An 18890-nucleotide genomic window follows, 5' to 3' on the forward strand; every position below is an offset into this window, starting at 1 on the left:
CTCACCTCTCGCCCCCTCATCCCCTCACTCACCCTCACCACGGTTCTTCCTGCGCGGAGGCATGGAGGCACGTATGAGTACGACCACCTCACACACCCCGGAGCCGGAGGGGGCCGCGCGGCCCGCCCGGCTCATCCAGAACGAGACGACCACCGAGATCCCCGTCCATCTGCTGTTCCGGGACGACCCCGCCCCGGTCTCCGTGCCGGTCACCCCCGCCGTCGTGGGCCGGCGGCGCGGCACCGGCGAACAGCCGCGGGTGCGGCAGGGGCCCGCCTCCGTGAAGCCGCGCCCCGCGGTCGAGGTCGACCCCGAACTCGTCGAGCGCCCGGCCCGGGTGATGCCCGGGGTGGTGGGTGTGCTGGGCGGCGCGTGCGGGGTGGCCGGATGCGTGCTCACCTCCTGGTGGGCCGGGGTCTTGCCGGGGCTCGCGGTACGGGCGCTCGGGCTGCCGACCGTGTACGCGGGCGCCGGGCTCGGACCGGCGCAGTGGGCCGCGTACGCGGGGGCCGGGGCGCTGACGATGTTCGGGTTCGGCGGGCTGGCGCGGGGACGGACCGGACGGGCCTGGGTGCTGGGGCTGTTCGGGCGCTACCGGGGGACGGTCCGCCGCACCGGACTGCTCTGGGTGAACCCGCTGGTGCTGCGCCGCCGGGTCGACGTACGGCTGCGGCACTGGCGGAGCGAGCCGATGGCGGCCGTCGACGCGAACGGGGTGGCGCTGCGGGTCGTCGTCCTCGTGGCGTGGCGGGTCCGGGACACCGCGCGGGCCCTGCTCGGGATCGAGGACCATGAGCGGTATCTGCGCGAGTGCGTGGAGGCGGCGGTCTCCCGGGTGCTGTCGCGGCTGCCGGCGGACGTGGCGCCGGGGGCGCTGGTGCGGGACTCGACGCTGCGCAACACGGAGGCGGTGGGCGAGGCGCTGACCCGGCTGGTGGCGGCGGACGCGGCGCCGGTCGGGATGGAGGTGTTCTCGGTCCAGCCGATCCGGATCGAGTACGCGCCCGAGGTGGCCGCCGTGATGCAGCGCCGTCGGATCGCCGCGCTCGACGCCCAGCACCGGGACACCGTGCTCACCTCCGTCGTCGACTCCGTCGAGGACACGGTGACCCGGCTGACCATGCGCGGCCTGGTCGAACTCGACGACTACGAGCGCAAGGCACTGGTGAAGGACCTGACGGTCGCGTTCTATACAGGGCGCCGTGAAGTGTCCCCGTGAACCCGGAAATTGGTATGGACATGTTCAATCCGCACCCATAATCTGGGGCTTGGTCTAGACCTGGAAACACCCCCACGTACTCCAGGGAGCGGCAGCATGCGCAAGCACACGCGTAGCAGGACCAAGTGGTACGCCGCCGGCGTCGGCCTGGCCACCACCGGAGCGCTCGTCCTCTCCAGTGGTGGCGCCACCGGCCACGGCTACACCGATCTTCCCGTCAGCCGGCAGAAGCTCTGTCAGAACGGCACCGTGACCAACTGCGGCGACATCCAGTGGGAACCGCAGAGCGTCGAGGGACCGAAGGGCTTCCCGGGCTCAGGGCCGGCTGACGGCCAGATCTGCTCCGGCGGCAACAGCAGGTTCAACCAGCTCAACGCGTCCACGAAGCCGGGCGGCGGCGCCTGGCCCACCACCCGGGTGACGGGCGGCCAGAACTACACGTTCCGCTGGCAGTTCACGGCCATGCACGCCACCACCGACTTCAAGTACTACGTCACCAAGGCGGGCTGGAACCAGAACCACGCCCTCGCCCGCTCCGACCTCAACCTGACCCCGTTCTTCACCGTCCCGTACAACGGCCAGCGCCCACCGGCCACGCTCTCCCACACCGGACGCCTGCCGTCCGGGCTGAGCGGCCACCACGTGATCGTCGCCGTCTGGACGATCGCCGACACCACCAACGCGTTCTACGCCTGCTCGGACGTCACCTTCTGAGCGGCTCCCCTTCCGGCCCCGCCAGTTCTGAGCATCTCTTGAGCTGCGCGGGGCCCCCACATGGGTACGTTCCCCACGCGCCGCCGACCAGGGCGGACACCGAACCCGGGGGAACACCGTGAACGCCTTCTTCTACCTCATTCCCGTGGCCATCATGACCGTCATCGCCTTCATGGCGTACCGCGTGCTGCGCCGCTGGTTCCAGATCCGCAGCGCCTGGAACAGCGGCCTGACGGCCGAGGCGCGCTGTCTGAAGGCGTTCACCACGGTCAGCAAGACCATGGGCGAGCACAGCGCCGTGCGCACGACGATCCACCACGTCTACGAGTTCAGGACCCACGACGGCCGATCCGTCCGCTTCGAGGAGGAGGACGGGCCGATGACGACGGTCGAGGGCGACTTCGTCACCGTCCACTACACCGACGGCCCGCGCGTGGTCGCCACCGCCCATCAGCCCGGCCGGCGGGTCAAGGAGGCCGCGACGGGCGTCGGCCTGCTGGCCTTCCTCGGAGTGGCCTTCGCGTTCTGTGTCTTCTTCATGGTCAGCTTCCACCAGTTCTCGACCGACACCTCGTACCCGACGCCGTGACCCTCCACAACTGACGGACAGTCAACTACCGTGCGCCGACATGGAGTCCACGAGGCGCACGGTCGCACAGCTCGTCGCCGACCGGTGGGGCGACCACCGGCCCGGGCTGTGGTTCGAGGAACAGGTCCTGACCCACCACGAGGTCACCGCCGCAGCCGCCGCCCGCGCGGCCCTGCTCACCGACCTCCTGCCACCGAAGGCCCACCCGCACCTGGGCGTCCTCCTCGACAACACCCCTGAATTCCCCCTGTGGTTGAGCGCGGCGGCCCTTGCGGGCGCGGCCGTCGCCGGCGTCAATCCCACCCGGCGGGGCCCCGAACTGGCCCGCGACATCCTGCACACCGAGTGCCGGGTGCTGATCACCGAACAGGCCCACCTCCCGCTCCTCGACGGCCTGGCACTCCCCGGCGTCCGCGTCCTGGTCACCGGCACCCAGCCGTACGCCGACCTCCTCGCCCCGTACGCGGGCACCGAGCCCGATCCCACCCGGGCCACCCCGGCCGACCGTCTCCTCCTCTACTTCACCTCCGGTTCCACCGGCGCGCCCAAGGCCGCCATCTGCTCCCAGGGACGGCTCGCGGCGGCCGGGCGGGCCCTGGTGGACCGCTTCGGGGTGCGGCGGGACGACGTGCACTACATCTGCATGCCGATGTTCCACGGCAACGCGGTCATCGCCGACTGGGCCCCCGCCCTGGTCGCCGGGGCCGGTGTCGCCCTGCGCCGCCGGTTCTCGGCCACCGGGTTCCTGGACGACGTACGGGCCTACCGGGCCACGTACTTCACCTATGTCGGCCGGGCCGTGCAGTACCTCCTCGCCACCGAGCCCCGCCCCGACGACCGCGACACCCCGCTGCGCATGGGTTTCGGCACGGAGGCGGGCGCGGTGGACGCGGCGGCGTTCGAGGAACGCTTCGGGGTGCGGCTCGTGGAGGGGTACGGATCCTCCGAGGGCGGAGCGGCGATCCAGCGCACGCCCGGGGCGCCGCCGGGTGCGATCGGGCGGGCGGCACCCGGCGACGACCTCGCGGTGGTCGACCCGGAGACCCGGAAGGAGTGCCCGCCGGCCGTCTTCGGCGAGGACGGCCGACTGCTCAACGGCACCGAGGCGATCGGGGAGTTGGTCAATCGGGGCCCCAACCCCTTCGAGGGCTACTGGCGCAACCCGGAGGCGGACGCCGCCCGCCGCCGCGACGGCTGGTACTGGACCGGCGACCTCTTCTACCGCGACACCGGCGGCTTCCTCTACTTCGCCGGCCGCACCGACGACCGCCTCCGCGTCGACAGCGAGAACCTCGCCGCCGCCGTCATCGAGAACATCCTCGCCCGCTACGAGGGCGCCGAGGCCGTCGCCGTGTACGCGGTCCCCGACCCGGTCGCCGGCGACCAGGTCATGGCGACCGTCGCCGGCACCTTCGACCCGTGCCGCTTCGCCGAGTTCCTGCTGGCCCAGCCCGACCTGGGCACGAAGATGACACCGCGCTTCGTACGGGTCGTCCGGTCCATGCCGGTCACCGCCACCAACAAGATCCAGCGCGCCACCCTCCGCCGCGAGGGCTTCCGCTGCGCGGACCCGGTCTGGTGGCGCCCGCCGGGGAAGTGGGCGTACCGCAAGTTCTCGGCGGTGGATCTGGCGCGACTGGTGACGGAGTACCGGGCGCGCGGGCGGGAGGAGCTGCTGACGAGGTAGGGCTGGGCCTACCTCCCGGACACCACCTGCGCGTATGGCCGCCGCCGACCGCCTCCGCCTACCGTGACCCCGTGATCCGAACGGTCGTACGGGAGCTGCCGCGCGCCGCGGCCTACCTGCTGAGCGGTGTCCTCGTCGGCGCCCCGCTGCTGGTGGCGCTGCTGGTCCTGGGCATCCTCGGACTCGCCCTGGCCCCGATCCTGGTGGGCCTGCCGCTGCTCGCCGTGGCCGTCCTGTCGGGCATCCCCGTCGGCGCCCTCGAACGGCGGCGGCTGGCCCTCACCCGCACCCCGCCGCCGCCCGACCCGCACGCCACCCCGGCCGAGCCCGGTCTCGCCGCCTGGGCCCGGCTCCGGCTGACCGAGCGGGCGACCTGGCGGGAGCTGGCGTACACCGTCCTGCTCGCGTTCGCGCTGTGGCCGCTGGACGTGATCGTGCTGTTCGTCGCGCTGGTCGTGCCCGGCGCGATGATCGCGGCACCCGTGCAGCTGGCGACGACCGGCAGTGGCAGCGGTGACGCGCGGATCGTCAAGCTCTGGCTGATCGACTCCTACGGTCAGGCCCTGCTGTGCACGGCCGCCGGTGTCGCCCTCCTGCTCGCGCTGCTGTGGCCCCTCGTCCGGTACGCGCGGGTCCGCGCCGCGCTCGCCCGGCTGCTGCTCGCGCCGGGCGAGGCAGAGGCGGAACGCCGTCTGGGGGAGGTGACCCGGTCGCGGGCCCGGCTGGTGGCGGCCTTCGAGGCGGAGCGGCGCCGGATCGAGCGCGATCTGCACGACGGGGCCCAGCAGCGCCTGGTGTCCCTGAGCATGACCCTGGGCCTGGCCCGGCTGGACGCCCCGCCCCACCTGGCCGACCGGCTCGCCGCCGCCCACCGGGAGGCCGATCAGGTCCTGGGCGAGCTGCGGGAGTTGATCCACGGCATCCATCCCCAGGTCCTGGTCGACTACGGTCTCCCGGACGCCCTCGCCGACGCCGCCGACCGGTCCGTCGTTCCCGTGGAGCTGGACGTGGACCTTCCCCGGTTCGCCGAGTCGGTGGAAGCGGCGGCCCACTTCGCGGTCCGGGAGGCGCTCGCCAACATCGGCAGGCACAGCGGGGCGCGGCGGGCGTGGATCGCCGGCCGGTACACCGGCGGGCGGCTGCGGGTGGAGGTGCGGGACGACGGCACGGGCGGCGCCGATCCCGCGCGGGGCACGGGCCTCACCGGACTCGCCGACCGGCTCGCGGTGCTCGATGGGACACTGTCCGTCCACAGCCCGGCCGGCGGCCCGACCGTCCTGTCCCTGGAGATCCCGTGCCCGCAGCGCTGAAGATCGTGCTCGCCGAGGACAGCGTGCTGCTGCGGGAAGGGCTCGTCGGCGTCCTGACCCGCTTCGGACACGAGGTCGTCGCGGCGGTCGGCGACGCGGACGCACTGATCGCGGCCGTCTCCTCGAACGCCCCCGACCTCGTCGTCACCGACGTCCGCATGCCGCCCGGCCTCACCGACGAGGGACTGCGCGCCGCGCTCGAACTCCGGGCGGCGAACCCCGCCCTGCCCGTCCTCGTCCTCAGCCAGTACGTCCAACGGGCCTACGCCGCCGATCTGCTGGACACCGGCGACGGCACCGGCGTCGGCTATCTCCTCAAGGACCGCATCGGCCAGGTCGAACAGTTCGCGGAGGCCGTGGAGCGGGTCGCGGCCGGGGGCACGGTCGTCGACCCCGAGGTCGTACGGCAGCTGCTGCGGCGCCGGCGTGATCCGCTGGCGGCGCTCACCCCGCGCGAGCGGGAGGTGCTCGCGCTGGTGGCCGAGGGGAAGTCGAACGGGGCCGTCGCCCGGGAGCTGGTCGTCACCGAGGCGGCCGTCGGCAAGCACATCGGCAACATCCTGGGAAAGCTGGACCTGCCCCCGGCGGAGGACACCCATCGGAGGGTGCTGGCGGTGCTGGCGTACCTGCGGGCCTGACGGCCCCGCGTACGCGGAAGGCCCCCCGCCGAAGCGAGGGGCCTTCTCCATGTGCGCCGCCAGGGACTCGAACCCCGGACCCGCTGATTAAGAGTCAGCTGCTCTAACCAACTGAGCTAGCGGCGCAGACTCTGTCGCTCTTCCGCTCTCGCGGCTGGCGACAGAGAAAATACTACCTGGTCCGGGCGGGTGCCTTCGACCGGTTAAACGTGAGCTGGATCTCTGTGGGATGCCGGGTGTCTAGATCGCCAATGACAGCAGAACCGGCGCGGCTCCCCGGTTCAACGTGTTCGCCGCCGCCCGCAGCCGGTGCGCGTGCCTCAGCGGCAGCGACAGCGCGAGGCAGCCGACGGCGGAGCCCGCGGTGATCGGGACGGCCGCGCAGACCGTGCCGGGCGCGTACTCCTGGAGGTCGAGGACCGGGACCGTGGGTGTCTGGGCGTCGAGTTTGCTCAGCAGCACCTTCTCGTTGGTGATCGTGCGGGCGGTGAGCCGGGCCGGGCGGTGCCGCGAGAGGTGGTCGCGGCGGCCGTTGAGGTCGAGCTGGCCCAGCAGGCCCTTGCCGAAGGCGGTGGCATGGGCGGAGGAGCGGAAGTCGACCCACTCGTGGACCGCGGGCATGGCCGGGCTGTCGGCCCAGCCGGTGACCTGGATCTCCCCGTCCAGATAGCGGGTGACGTAGACGGCGGCGCCCACGGAGTCGCGGAGCCGGTCGAGGGTGTGCTGGAGCTGCTCGCGCAGGGCCTGGTCATGACCCTGGGCGGAGCCCAGCCGGGCGAGTGCGGCACCACTTACGTAGGCGCCGTCGGTGGTCTGTTCCACGTATCCCTCGCGACGCAGCATCCGCAGGAGCGCGGTCAACCGCTCACTGTCGACGCCGGTGCGATGGGCGATCTCGGCGTCGGTGACGCCACCTGCGTGCCGCGCCACCGTCTCCAGGACGCGCAGGGCGTCCTGGGCCGAGTGGTACGGCGCGGTCGGCTCGTGCTTGAGCGCCACGGTTTCCCCCTGCGCTTCTCGGGCCGTTTTTCGGACAGCTTGCCGTGTCCCACGATACGGCCCAAGCGTCGTACGTGGAGGGGTTGTTCGCGAGATTTTCCCGGTGCCTCCGGGCCTCCCAACTGCCGGACCAGCACTCTGGCATATGCCAGAGGTATGGCCCGGCCGATGGACCTCGGATGTTCCCACGCGTTCAGGCGCTCACCGGGTGTAGTCAGATGACCGCGCCGAGGAACTCCCGCGTGCGTTCGTGCGACGGGTCGCCGAAGATCTTCTCGGGGCTGCCCGACTCGATCACCTGGCCAGAATCGAACATCAGAACTTGGTCCGAGATGTCCCGGGCGAAGTTCATCTCGTGGGTCACACAGAGCATCGTGATGTCGGTGGTGCGGGCGATGTCCCTGAGCAGGTCGAGCACGCCCGCGACCAGCTCGGGGTCGAGCGCGGACGTCACCTCGTCGAGCAGCAGCACCTGCGGACGCATCGCCAGCGCCCGGGCGATGGCCACCCGCTGCTGCTGCCCGCCGGAGAGCTGGGTCGGATAGGCGTCGCACTTGTCGGCGAGCCCGACCATGTCGAGCAGTTCGCGGGCCCGCGCCTCGGCCTCGTCCTTGGAGAGCCCGAGGACGGTGACAGGCGCCTCGGTGATGTTCCGCAGCACCTTCATGTTGGGGAAGAGGTTGAACTGCTGGAACACCATCCCGATGTTCTTGCGGACCTCACGGCACTGCTTGTCGCTCGCCGGGAACAGCCGCTGCCCGCCGACGGTGATCGTCCCCTCGTCGGGCTTGGTCAGGGTCATCAGCAGCCGCAGGATCGTCGTCTTGCCGGAGCCGGACGGGCCGATCAGCGTGACGTGCTTGCCCGTGTCGACCGAGAAGTCCAGCCGGTCGAGGACGGTGTTGCTGCCGAATCGTTTGGTCACGTTCTCGAAGCGGATCAGTTCACCCGTGTCCGCCACAGGCCTGCCGGGCGACTCGGGTTCTTTCATCAGCGGGGTGTCAGCGGACAAGGCGTCGCTCCAGGGTTCGCAGAAGCAGGGAGGCCAGATAGGAGATGAGGATGAAGGCCACCCCGATGACGGTCAGGGGCTCGGTGAAACGGAAGGTCTCCTGGGCGTAGAGCCGTGCCTCGCTCAGCATCTCCGGGACCGTGATGACCATCAGGATCGGTGTGTCCTTGAGCATCGAGATCACGTAGTTGCCCAGCGCGGGCACCACCCGGCGGACCGCCTGCGGCAGGATCACCACCGTCCAGGTGCGCCGCACCGGCAGGTTCAACGCCGTGGCCGCCTCCCACTGGCCCACCGGCACCGCCTCGATACCGGCGCGGTAGACCTGCATCGTGTACGTCGAGTAGTGCAGCCCGATCGCGAAGACGCCCGTGGTCAGCGCCGAGAAGGTCAGCCCCCACTCCGGCAGCACGTAGAAGAGGAAGAACAGCTGGACCAGCAGGGGGGTGTTCCGGATGAACTCCGTGACCACGCCCACCGGCCAGCTCACCCAGCGGGTCGGCGTCCGCACCAGCAGCGCCCACACCAGCCCCAGCAGGAAGGAGACGACCGACCCCAGGGCCAGCGCCTGCAGGGTGACCAGCAGGCCGTCCCGGAAGTGCGGCAGGAAGTCGGTGACCGCGTTCCAGTCCCAGTTCATCAGGCACCAGCTCCCGCGCCCGCGCCCTCGGGGACACGCGCCGTCGGCACGGCCGCCTTGCGCGCCGGGGCCTTGCCCACCCGGGCCTTCAGCCGCCGCTCCAGCAGCCGCATGGCCCGCGTCAGCAGGAAGGCGATCACGAAGTAGATGAGCAGCAGATACGCGTAGATCTCGACGCTCTCCTGGAGCGCCAGCCGCACCAGGCTGCCGCTGAACGCCAGGTCGCCCATGCCCATGACCGACACCAGCGCCGTGCCCTTGAGCAGTTCGACCACCAGGTTGGCGAAGGGCGGGATCATCTCCGGCACCGCCTGCGGCAGCAGGATCAGCCGCATCCGCTGCCACGGGGTGAAGCTCAGCGCGATACCGCCCTCGCGCTGGGCCGGGTCCACGGCGGTCAGGGCGCCGCGCACGATCTCGGCGCCGTACGCCCCGTACGTCAGTCCGAGGGCGAGGACGCCCGCCCACATCGGGACCAGCTGCCAGCCGAAGGCCAGCGGCAGCACGAAGTACACCCAGAAGATCATGATCAGCGCGGAGGTGCCGCGGAACACCTCGGTGTAGAGGCCCGCGACGAAGCGGACGATCCACCGTCGGTGGGTGCGCGCGATCCCGACCACGAAGGAGACGGCGGCGGCCAACAGCGCGCCGAACACCAGCAGTTGGAGGGTGACCCAGACGCCGCGCAGTACGAGTTCCCAGAGCCCTGGTGTCATGCGCGACAGAGCTCCTTCGTGGTCAGGTCGGTCATCTCGACCTTGGTGAACCCGAAGGGCCGCAGCACACGCAGCAGTTCGCCGCTCTCCTTCATCTTCCGCAGCTCGACGTTGAAGGCGTCCCGCAGTCGGGTCTCGGCCGGCCGGAACGCGAAACCCGCGCCGTCCACCCGCGGCTTGCCGTCGACGAGCGCGGCGAACGGCTTGGTCGCCTCCGTCGTCCGGGACTTCTTGACCACCTCGCGGGTGGTCAGCGACGTCCCCGCGAACGCGTCGACCCGGCCCGCCTCCACGGCGTTCAGCCCGGCCACCTGGTCGGGCACGATGACGATGTCGCTCTCCTTGTACCCGGCCTCGACGGCGTGCGCGATCTGCGCGTACCCCGACCCCGTGGCGAACCGGGCCTTGGCGCGGATCACGTCGGCGTAGTCGTTCAGGCCCTTCGGGTTGCCCTTCTTCACCACGAACGCGTCCAGCATCTGGTGGTCGGGCTCGGAGAAGATGACCTCCGCACAGCGCTCGGGGTTGATGTACATCCCGGCGGACACGACATCGAACTGCTGGGAGTTCAGCCCGGGTATGAGCGACCCGAACTCGGTGGGCACGGGCTGGACCCGTTCCACGCCCAGCCGCTTGAAGACGACCCGGGCCACTTCCGGCCCCTCGCCGGTCAGCTCACCATCGGTGTCGATGTAGCCGAACGGGATCTCGCCCGCGATACCGAGCCGTACGACGCCCTGCGCGCGCAGCCGGTCCAGCAGCTCACCCCCCTCCGTGCCGGAGGCCGTGGCCACCCTGCTGCACCCGGCGACGCCCAGCGCACCCGCGGTGGCGAGCGCGGAGGCGCCGACGAGCAGCGCCCGGCGGCTGGGGTCGCGTGTCGTGCCGGTTCTCCCGGAGGTCTTCGTTGCTGGAGCCATGGGCGCGCGGCTACCCGACCCGATGCGATGTATTCACGCCACCGCGGCGCCCTTCACGACCCCCGCACACACCCCTGGCCGGGCCCCGCCGTGCCCGTGAGGCGCCCTTGACCCCGACGGCACCATGGGAGACATGACAGACGTGACCGACCGCTATCTGGAGATCTCCCTGCTCAAGCGTCAGGTCGTGTGCCGGGCGAAGCTCCTCGACGACCGCGCGCCGCGCACGTGCGCCGCCGTCTGGGACGCCCTGCCGCTGTCCGGGGACGTCTACCACGCCAAATACGCCCGCAACGAGATCTACGCGCTCTTCCCACCCTTCGCCCCCCACGAGCCACCACTGGAGAACCCCACCGTCACCCCCATCCCCGGCGACCTCTGCTACTTCTCCTTCGCCGGCACGGAACTGGCCACGGGCGCGTACGGCTACGACGAGCAGGTCCGCCCCGACACCACCCTCGTGGACCTCGCCCTCTTCTACGAACGCAACAACCTGCTGCTGAACGGGGACGTGGGGTGGGTGCCCGGCATTGTCTGGGGGCAGGTGGTGTCGGGGTTGGAGGAGATGGCGGAGGCGTGCAATGACCTGTGGCGGACGGGGGCGGCGGGGGAGACGCTGCGGTTCCGCAGGGTGTGAGGGCGCCTTGGGGGTCGGGGGTTCGGGTGCGTGGGCGGGTACGGATCCGGTGGGGGCTGGTCGCGCAGTTCCCCGCGCCCCTGAGAAGCAGGGGCTGCGCCCCGTGCTTTTCAGGCCCGCAGGGCCTGGGCCTTCAGGGGCGCGGGGAACTGCGCGAGAAGCCCCACGCACCGGCACCCGACAACGCACCCTCACCCGTCAACGAACCCACCCCCGCGACCCCCGCCCCGTACAACGCATGCCCCACCCGCAGCACCAGATCGTCCCGATGCCGAGCCGCCACCACCTGAAGCCCCACCGGCAGCCCACTCCCGTCCACCCCCACCGGCACACTCGCCGCCGGCTGCTGCGTCAGGTTGAACGGATACGTGAACGGCGTCCACCCCGTCCACCGCCGGTGCCCGGAGCCCCCCGGCACCTCCACACCCGCCTCGAACGCGGTCACCGGCAACGCGGGCGTGACCAGCACGTCGTACCGCTCATGGAACGCCCCCATCCGCCGCCCGAGATCCATCCGCACATCCACCGCGGCCAGATACTCCAGCGCGGACAGCCGCGCCCCGGCCTCCCGGATCTCCCGCAATCCGGGATCCAGAACGGCCAGCTGCGCCGCCCCCAGCCGCTGCGTCACGCGCGCCGCCCCGGCGAACCACAGCGTGTGGAACGCCCCCACGGGATCACCGAAGTCGGGGTCGGCCTCACTGACGTACGCGCCGAGCCCGGCGAGCCCCTCCACCGCGCGCCGCACCGCGGAAGCGACACCCGGCTGCACGGCGACCTGCCCGCCCAGCGACGCCGAGTAGGCGACCCGCAGCCCCCGCACCCCGCCCGCGAGGGCGTCCACGAAGGACCCGGAGACCGGCCCCAGCCCCGACCAGTCCCGCGCGTCGGGCCCGGAGATCACGTCCAGCATCAGCGCGGCGTCCGCCGCGTCCCGGGTCAGCGGCCCCACGTGCGACAGCGTGCCGAACGCGCTCGCGGGATACAGCGGCACCCGCCCGTACGTCGGCTTCAGCCCGAACACCCCGCAGAAGGCGGCCGGGATCCGCACGCTGCCACCCCCGTCCGTGCCCAGCGCCAGCGGCCCCACCCCGAGCGCGACCGCCGCCGCCGCGCCCCCGCTGGACCCCCCGGCCGTACGCGAGAGGTCGTACGGGTTCCGGGTCACTCCGCTGAGCGGAGAGTCCGTGACGCCCTTCCAGCCGAACTCGGGTGTCGTGGTCTTCCCCAGGAAGACGGCCCCGTGCTCCCGCAGCCGGGCCACGGAGGGCGCGTCCTCGTCCCAACTCCCTTTCTCCGCAATGGTCCTGGAGCCCTTCAGGGTCGGCCCACCACGCACCAGCAGGATGTCCTTCACCGTGACCGGCACCCCGTCCACCGCCCCGGCCGGCTCCCCGCGCCGCCAGCGCCCCTCCGACTCCCGCGCCTGTGCGAGGGCCGGCTCGGTGTCGATCCTGACGAAGGCGTTCACCTCCGGCTGCACGCGCTCGGCCCGTTCGAGAGCCTCGCGCGTGACGTCCACCGGGCTGAACTCGCCCTTGCGGTACCCCTCGACCAGTCGTACGGCGGACAGTTCCGTGAGCTCCGACATCCGGCCCCTCCCAGGGGAGTTCAGTGCCCGGGCACGTACCCGCGCTGCTTGTCGACCACGTTGGGCAGCGGTTTGTCCGCCTCCCACAGCTCGAACAACTCCACGAACTGGGCGCCGAGTTCGTCCCGCCACCCCACCGTGTCCCCGCTCATGTGGGGCGAGACGATCAGCCCGGGAACGTCCCACAGCGGGTCGTCCGGACCCAGCGGCTCGCGCTCGAAGACATCCAGCGCCGCCCCCGCGATCCACCGTTTGCGCAGCGCCTCGACGAGGGCGTCCTCCACCACGAGCTGCCCACGCCCCACATTGACGAACCGCGCGGACGGCTGCATGACCCCGAACCGCCGGGCGTCGAACATGCCGTGCGTCGCCTCCGTCAGCGGCGCGGCCGCGATCACCCAGTCGGCGCGGGCCAGCAACCGGTCGAGTTCCTCCGGGCCGTGCACACCGGGCCGCGCGGTCCGCCCCACCAGGGCCGTGTGCAGCCCGAGGGCCTTGAGGCAGCGCGCGATGGCCCGCCCGATCGGCCCGGACCCGACCACACACGCCCGGCCCCCCGCCACCCGCAGCGCCTCCCGGTGCCGCCACTCCCGCCGCCCCTGCAACTCCCAGCTGCGCGGCAGATCCTTGGCCATGGCGAGGACGAGCGCGGCGACGTACTCGGCGATCGGCGCCTCGAACACCCCGCGCGCGTTCGTCACCACCGTGTCCTCGGCGGCGACCAGCTCGGGGCAGAGCAGATGGTCGACGCCCGCGCTCGCCGTGTGCACCCAGCGCGGCCGGGGCCCGCCGCCCGGCCAGGCGTCCCGCACCGCGTGGGAGGTGAAGTCCCACACCAGCAGCACATCGGCGTACGGCAGCCGCGCCGCCAGCGTCGAGGCGTCGGCGTACTCGACCGTCGCCCGCCCGGTGAGCCGCCCGAGCCGGGGGCGCGGTTCGGCGTCGAGGACGAGGAGGGTCGGTCGGGGAGTCGAGGTCATGGGCGAAAGCAACCCCTCACGATCGAAAAGCGGCTCTACCCGCCCCACGAGATGCGTGTGACATGCACTGATTGACCACGCTCGCACCCGAACCTACCTTCGTCAACACGGACTTGCGCACGTTCTGTCGTCCGCACTTCTCTCTCCGTGAGGCCGGTGGCTGTCATGAACGTCTCCTTCCTCGGTGGACCCCGACCGCAGCGCGGCGTCGGTGTCATCGCCCCGTTCGACTTCGCCCTCGACCGCGAGCTGTGGCGCTGGGTCCCGGACGACGTCTCCCTGCACCTCACCCGGACCCCGTACGTGCCCGTCGAGGTGAGCCTCGACCTGGCCCGGCTCGTCTCCGAGCACGAGACCCTGCACGAGGCGGTCCGGGCGCTGAACGAGGTCGCGCCCGAGGTCGTGGCCTACGCCTGCACCAGCGGCAGCTTCGTCGGCGGGGTCGCGGGGGAGCGTGCGATGGGTGAGGCGATGACCCGCGCGGGCGCCGCGCACGCCGTCACCACCTCCGGTGCGCTGCTCGCCGCCCTGGCCGAGCTGAACGCGCACCGTATCGCCCTGGTCACCCCGTACACCGTCTCGGTCACCCAGTCCCTGGCGGAGTACCTCGCCGAGGCGGACATCCTGGTCACCGGCCGCGCCTCGCTCGGCCTGGTCCGGCACATCTGGAAGGTCCCCTACCACGAGGTGGTCGCCATGGCCCACCGCGCGGTCCGGACGACCACACCGGACGCCCTCTTCATCTCCTGCACCAACCTCCCCACGTACGACGTCATCCCCCAGCTGGAAGCGGAACTGCGGATGCCCGTCATCTCGGCCAACCAGGTGACGATATGGGCGGCGCTGCGTCATCTGGGTACTCGGGCGGTGGGTCCGTACCAGGCTCTGCTCGACGAGTCGGCCAGGCAGACGTTCGGTGCGGGTCCTGTTCCGCCACCGCCGGTACTGCCGGAAGAACAGGAAGGTTGGGCATGACCGCACTCGGTTTCCTCTACCCGGGCCACTCCGCCGAGGACGACTATCCGCGTATGGAGCAACTGCTCGGCAGCGACATCCGGGTGGACGTCGTGCACACCGACATCGGCGAGGACGCCCACCGCGTGGACGCCCTGCGCGAGATGGGCGCCCCCGAACGGCTCGCCGCCGGCTGCGAGGCCCTCCGCCTGTCCGGCGCGGAGGCCATCGTCTGGGCCTGCACCAGCGGCAGCTTCGTCCACGGCTACGAAGGAGCGCAGGACCAGATCCGCGCACTCGCCCGCACCGCCGGCCTCCCCGCCTCCTCCACCTCCTTCGCCTTCGCCCACGCGGCCCGGGAGGTGGGCGCCACCAAGGTCGCGGTCGCGGCGACCTACCCCGACGACGTGGCCCGCCTCTTCGTCGACTTCCTGGCGGCGGCCGGCATCGAGGTCCTCTCCGTGCGGGGCGCCGGCATCATCACGGCGGCGGAGGTGGGCACCTGGACCCTGGACGACGTCCTCACCCTCGCCCACTCGGCCGACCACCCCGACGCCGACGCCCTCCTCCTGCCGGACACGGCCCTGCACACCGCCTCCCACATCCCCACCCTGGAGAAGGAACTCGGCAAACCGGTCCTCACCGCCAACCAGGTCACGGTCTGGGAGGCCCTGAGGCTGGCCGACAGGCGCGTCAACGCCCCGGACCTGGGCACCCTGTTCACCCGCGAACCGATCGTGCAGGCCTAGCCGACCGAGCGCCGCCCCCTGGAAAGGGCCGCAGGCCCTTCAGAGGCGCGGGGGACGGCGCGAGAAGCCCCACAGACCCGCACCCGACAACGCACCTCCCCGGGGTCGAAGGGGCAGCGCCCCTGGGGGCGGGACGGGCAGGGGCGGCGGGGGACGAGGGAATAACCGGAGCCACCCTCCTGTTGACCCACCCCGTACCCCCGAGCCGCAAGGCACCCACCCCCAGGAGGCCCCACCGTGACCACAGACGAGATACGAGGCGAAACCAAGGGCACCGCCCCGTTCCCCCTCTCCGTCCTCGACCTGGTCACCGTGGGCGCCGGCCGCACCGCCACGGACGCCCTCCGCACCAGCGTGACCCTCGCCCGCCAGACGGAAGCCCGCGGCTTCCACCGTTACTGGGTCGCCGAACACCACTCCATGCCCGGCGTGGCCTCCTCCTCCCCGGCCGTGATCCTCGCCCACCTCGCCGCCCACACCACCCGCATCCGCCTCGGCTCGGGCGGCGTGATGCTCCCCAACCACGCCCCGCTGGTCATCGCGGAGCAGTTCGGCACCCTCGAAGCCATGGCCCCCGGCCGGGTCGACCTCGGCCTCGGCCGCGCCCCCGGCACCGACGGCGCCACCGCCGCCGCCCTACGCCGCTCGGCACGCCTGAACGAGGGCGCCGACGACTTCCCGGAGCAGCTCGCCGAGCTCACCCGCTTCCTGGACGACGACTTCCCCGACGGCCACCCCTACCGCCGTATCCACGCGGTCCCGGGACCCATTCAGGCCACCTCGCCCGGCGGCGTCCAGTCCCCGCACCGCCCGCCGATCTGGCTGCTCGGCTCCTCCGGCTTCAGCGCCCGCCTGGCCGGCTCCCTGGGCCTGCCCTTCGCCTTCGCCCACCACTTCTCCGCGCGCAACACGATCCCGGCGCTCGACCTGTACCGCGAGTCGTTCCGCCCCTCACCGGTCCTCGACGCCCCCTACGCGCTGATCGGCGTCTCCGCCCTCGCCGCCGACGAGGAGCGGGAGGCCCGCCGCCAGGTCAGGGCCGCCGCGCTCAACATGGTCCGGCTGCGCACCGGCCGCCCCGGTCTCGTCCCGACGCCGGAGGAGGCGGAGGCGTACGAGTTCAGCGTGGTCGAAGAGGACTTCGTCGACTCCTGGAACGCGGACGTCGTCCACGGCACCGTCGACGAGGTCCGTACCCGCCTGGACGACCTCCACAAGCGCACCGGCGCCGACGAGTTGATGCTCACCACCCACGCCCACAGCGCCGACATACGCCTGCGCTCGTACGAACTGATCGCGGACGCGTACGACCTGCCGCGCACCCCTCCCGCGGAGGGCGACCCGCAGGGCTGAGGGGGCGTCCGTCAGGCCTGAGGGGGGCGACCGTCAGGCCTGAGGGCAGGCCGCCGCCCCCAGCAGTTCCGCGATCCGCTCCGGCGACACCGCGCGGGAGTACAGCCACCCCTGCCCGGTGTCGCAGCCGAGCCGGCGCAGCCGTGAGGCCTGCGCGTCGGTCTCCACCCCCTCCGCCGTGACGGACAGCCCGAGCCGGTGGGCGAGCTGGACGAGGGCCTCGACGATGATCTCGTCGGCGGGGTTGGCCTGCCCCGTGTCCCCGACATCACCGGCAGCGGGCCCGGCCCCGCCGGGACCCCTGCCCTCCTCCCCGTCCTCGTACTGGAACCCCCGTACGAACGCCCCGTCCAGCTTCAACACCGACACGGGCAGGCGGCTGAGGTACGCGAGGTTGGAGTACCCGGTGCCGAAGTCGTCGATGGCGATGCGGACGCCCATGTCGCTGAGGGCCTTGAGAGCCTGGAGGGGGCGTCCGGCCGAGCCCATGAGCGCGGACTCGGTGAGCTCCAGCTGGAGGAGGTGCGGGGCGAGACCGGTCTCCGCGAGGATCTCGGCGACATCGGCGACCAGGTCGGAGTCCCAGACCTGGCGGACGGCCACGTTCACACTGACGAAGATCGGGGCCCGGTCCGGGTGGTCGGTCTGCCAGCGGCGCGCCTGCCGACAGGCGGTGGCCAGAATCCACCGTCCGAGCTGGACGATCGAGCCGTCCTCCTCGGCCAGTGAGATGAACCGATTCGGCGTCAACAGGCCGAACTGCGGGTGATGCCAGCGCACCAGCGCCTCGACCCCGCGCACCTCGCCCTCGGCCATGCCCACCAGCGGCTGGTACTCCAGGACGAACTCGCCCCGCCCGACGGCCGCCCGCAGCGTGGACGCCAGGGCCTGACGGGTCATCCGGTGGGCGTTGCGCTCCGGGTCGAACAGCGTCCAGCGGGCCCTGCCGTCGGCCTTCGCCCAGTACAGCGTGGTGTCGGCGGCCTGCATCAGCCCCGTGGCCGTCGTGCTCGCCGACTGCCGTTCGACGACCCCGATCGAGGCGGAGACGGACAGCCGCTGACCGGCCAGGTCGAAGGGCGCCTGCAGCGCCTTGAGGACCGAGTCGGCCAGATCGGCGAGTTGCTCCGTGCCGGTCGAGTCCTCCACGAGCAGCGCGAACTCGTCACCGCCGAGTCTGGCCACCAGCGGCGCCCCGGCCGCCGTTCCGGCCGTGCGCAGGAGCGCGGCCTCGTCGGCGCAGCGGGTGAGCCGCTCGGCGACGGCCGTGAGGAGCCGGTCGCCGGCGCGGTGGCCGAGGGTGTCGTTGACCGCCTTGAACCCGTCCAGGTCCAGATAGACCAGGCCGATGCGGCCGGTGCCGACCTCGTCGTACGCCTCGCGTTCGAGGGCGGCGGAGAGCTGTTCGAAGAAGAGGGTGCGGTTGGGGAGGCGGGTCACCGGGTCGTGCATCTGCAAGTGACGGAGCCTGGCCTGAAGCTGACGGTTCGCGCTGATGTCGGTGACCGAGAGGAGGACCGCCCGCTCCTCCTCGGGCAGCGGTGCCACCGAGACCTGTACCCACAGCCAGGTCCCGTCGGGCTGTTTCAGTCGTCGTGTACAGCGCAGCCGGGCCTGCCGTCCGCGCAGCACCTCGCGGTACGCGTGCCAGGTGCGGGTGTCCGAGGTCAGGTCCACCAGGTCGGCGGCGACCCGCCCGACGAGCGGTTCGGAGCCTGTCGCGAGCAGGGCCCCCATCGCCCCGTTGGCGGTGACGACCAGCCCGTCCCGGTCGACCACGGCCATGGCGAGCGGCGCGAGGGAGAAGGCGGCGGGGGTCGTGGGGCTCTCCTCCGACGACGGGGGCCGCGGGGGTGTCTGGGGTGGCTGGGGCGACTGAGACGGCTGGGGCGGCTCAGACGACTGAACTGACGCATTGGCGTGACGCTCTGTGATCGCCGGCCGGACGAGGTCTGCCGCGGGCGCCGGCCCTTGGGACGTTCCGCTCACCGTTCGCTCCCGCAGTGCACTCGTTTTTCGTACGGATCTCATATGTCTCGTCGGAGCGGCCGAACCTGGTAGTAAGGGCGCTCAAGCCGTGTCCGTGCAGGAAAGTGTGCCGATCATAGAGGCTGACCCCAGGGCGTTCTAGCCACTCTCCAGTCTCCCTGAACAACGACCAGATCTGACAGATCGTTTCTGC

At 71.9% G+C, this 18890-nt stretch carries 18 protein-coding genes and 1 tRNA gene; 10 read left to right on the top strand and 9 right to left on the bottom strand.

All coding sequences use genetic code 11. The features are described from left to right. Positions 1 to 73 precede the first annotated feature (73 nt). The 6 genes from RM704_RS28855 to RM704_RS28880 all read left to right on the top strand — a co-directional run bounded on the left by RM704_RS28855 (position 74) and on the right by RM704_RS28880 (position 6157). Positions 74 to 1219, top strand: coding sequence for an SPFH domain-containing protein (locus RM704_RS28855; RefSeq protein WP_033531195.1), 1146 nt, complete (start codon positions 74 to 76; stop codon positions 1217 to 1219). Positions 1220 to 1315: 96 nt separating this feature from the next. Beyond that, the gene (locus RM704_RS28860) at positions 1316 to 1933 is read left to right on the top strand and encodes a lytic polysaccharide monooxygenase auxiliary activity family 9 protein (RefSeq protein ID WP_033531196.1); all 618 of its coding nucleotides are present in this window, start codon (positions 1316 to 1318) and stop codon (positions 1931 to 1933) included. Between the two features lie 118 nt (positions 1934 to 2051). Beyond that, positions 2052 to 2522, top strand: a complete 471-nt coding sequence (locus tag RM704_RS28865) for a DUF3592 domain-containing protein (RefSeq protein WP_033531197.1) — start codon at positions 2052 to 2054, stop codon at positions 2520 to 2522. 40 nt (positions 2523 to 2562) lie between these two features. After that, a complete protein-coding gene (locus RM704_RS28870) occupies positions 2563 to 4209 on the top strand; it encodes a long-chain-fatty-acid--CoA ligase (RefSeq protein WP_033531198.1) in 1647 nt (548 codons plus the stop codon). A 71-nt stretch (positions 4210 to 4280) separates the two neighbouring features. Then, positions 4281 to 5519 (top strand): sensor histidine kinase, encoded by a 1239-nt coding sequence (locus tag RM704_RS28875; protein WP_033531199.1) that lies wholly within the window; start codon positions 4281 to 4283, stop codon positions 5517 to 5519. Beyond that, positions 5504 to 6157 carry a response regulator gene (locus RM704_RS28880; RefSeq protein ID WP_033531200.1) on the top strand — a complete coding sequence of 218 codons (654 nt, stop codon included), beginning with the start codon at positions 5504 to 5506 and terminating at the stop codon, positions 6155 to 6157. The genes RM704_RS28875 and RM704_RS28880 overlap by 16 nt, the downstream gene beginning before the upstream one ends. A 52-nt stretch (positions 6158 to 6209) precedes the next feature. Here the strand turns inward: RM704_RS28880 and RM704_RS28885 are convergent. From RM704_RS28885 to ehuB, 6 genes are all read right to left on the bottom strand, one after another. Then, positions 6210 to 6283, bottom strand: a tRNA-Lys gene (locus RM704_RS28885). A gap of 114 nt (positions 6284 to 6397) precedes the next feature. Further along, positions 6398 to 7156 carry an IclR family transcriptional regulator gene (locus RM704_RS28890; protein ID WP_033531201.1) on the bottom strand — a complete coding sequence of 253 codons (759 nt, stop codon included), beginning with the start codon at positions 7154 to 7156 and terminating at the stop codon, positions 6398 to 6400. Between the two features lie 214 nt (positions 7157 to 7370). After that, positions 7371 to 8147, bottom strand: coding sequence for an ectoine/hydroxyectoine ABC transporter ATP-binding protein EhuA (gene ehuA / locus RM704_RS28895; RefSeq protein WP_033531202.1), 777 nt, complete (start codon positions 8145 to 8147; stop codon positions 7371 to 7373). 10 nt (positions 8148 to 8157) lie between these two features. Next, the gene (ehuD, locus tag RM704_RS28900; protein ID WP_033531203.1) at positions 8158 to 8808 is read right to left on the bottom strand and encodes an ectoine/hydroxyectoine ABC transporter permease subunit EhuD; all 651 of its coding nucleotides are present in this window, start codon (positions 8806 to 8808) and stop codon (positions 8158 to 8160) included. Beyond that, complete coding sequence (ehuC, locus tag RM704_RS28905; RefSeq protein ID WP_033531204.1) at positions 8808 to 9524, bottom strand: ectoine/hydroxyectoine ABC transporter permease subunit EhuC; 717 nt, start codon at positions 9522 to 9524, stop codon at positions 8808 to 8810. The genes ehuD and ehuC overlap by 1 nt, the downstream gene beginning before the upstream one ends. Beyond that, positions 9521 to 10444: an ectoine/hydroxyectoine ABC transporter substrate-binding protein EhuB gene (gene ehuB / locus RM704_RS28910; protein WP_052146439.1), complete on the bottom strand. Its 924-nt coding sequence runs from the start codon at positions 10442 to 10444 to the stop codon at positions 9521 to 9523. Before ehuB ends, ehuC begins: the two co-directional genes overlap by 4 nt. A gap of 142 nt (positions 10445 to 10586) precedes the next feature. Between ehuB and RM704_RS28915 the strand changes: the two genes are divergently transcribed. Continuing rightward, entirely contained in the window at positions 10587 to 11081 is a 495-nt protein-coding gene (locus tag RM704_RS28915) for a DUF3830 family protein (protein ID WP_033531205.1), read from the top strand. Between the two features lie 133 nt (positions 11082 to 11214). Here the strand turns inward: RM704_RS28915 and RM704_RS28920 are convergent, their stop codons facing one another. Beyond that, positions 11215 to 12672: an amidase gene (locus RM704_RS28920; protein ID WP_052146440.1), complete on the bottom strand. Its 1458-nt coding sequence runs from the start codon at positions 12670 to 12672 to the stop codon at positions 11215 to 11217. A 20-nt stretch (positions 12673 to 12692) separates the two neighbouring features. Next, the gene (locus tag RM704_RS28925) at positions 12693 to 13652 is read right to left on the bottom strand and encodes a D-2-hydroxyacid dehydrogenase (RefSeq protein ID WP_033531206.1); all 960 of its coding nucleotides are present in this window, start codon (positions 13650 to 13652) and stop codon (positions 12693 to 12695) included. Positions 13653 to 13817: 165 nt separating this feature from the next. Here RM704_RS28925 and RM704_RS28930 point away from each other — a divergent pair, with 165 nt between their 5' ends. From RM704_RS28930 to RM704_RS28940, 3 genes are all read left to right on the top strand, one after another. Continuing rightward, on the top strand, positions 13818 to 14627 hold the full coding sequence (locus RM704_RS28930; RefSeq protein WP_192829814.1) for a maleate cis-trans isomerase family protein: 810 nt from the start codon (positions 13818 to 13820) through the stop codon (positions 14625 to 14627). Then, positions 14624 to 15355 (top strand): maleate cis-trans isomerase family protein, encoded by a 732-nt coding sequence (locus tag RM704_RS28935; protein WP_033531208.1) that lies wholly within the window; start codon positions 14624 to 14626, stop codon positions 15353 to 15355. The genes RM704_RS28930 and RM704_RS28935 overlap by 4 nt, the downstream gene beginning before the upstream one ends. Before the next feature lie 237 nt (positions 15356 to 15592). Further along, a complete protein-coding gene (locus RM704_RS28940; RefSeq protein WP_033531209.1) occupies positions 15593 to 16708 on the top strand; it encodes an LLM class flavin-dependent oxidoreductase in 1116 nt (371 codons plus the stop codon). A gap of 33 nt (positions 16709 to 16741) precedes the next feature. Here RM704_RS28940 and RM704_RS28945 read toward each other — a convergent pair whose 3' ends face one another. Continuing rightward, positions 16742 to 18697, bottom strand: a complete 1956-nt coding sequence (locus RM704_RS28945; protein ID WP_078937417.1) for a putative bifunctional diguanylate cyclase/phosphodiesterase — start codon at positions 18695 to 18697, stop codon at positions 16742 to 16744. Positions 18698 to 18890 lie beyond the last annotated feature (193 nt).

Origin of the sequence: Streptomyces gottesmaniae, assembly GCF_031845845.1 — a bacterium.
GTDB classification, from domain to species: Bacteria; Actinomycetota; Actinomycetes; order Streptomycetales; family Streptomycetaceae; genus Streptomyces; species Streptomyces akebiae.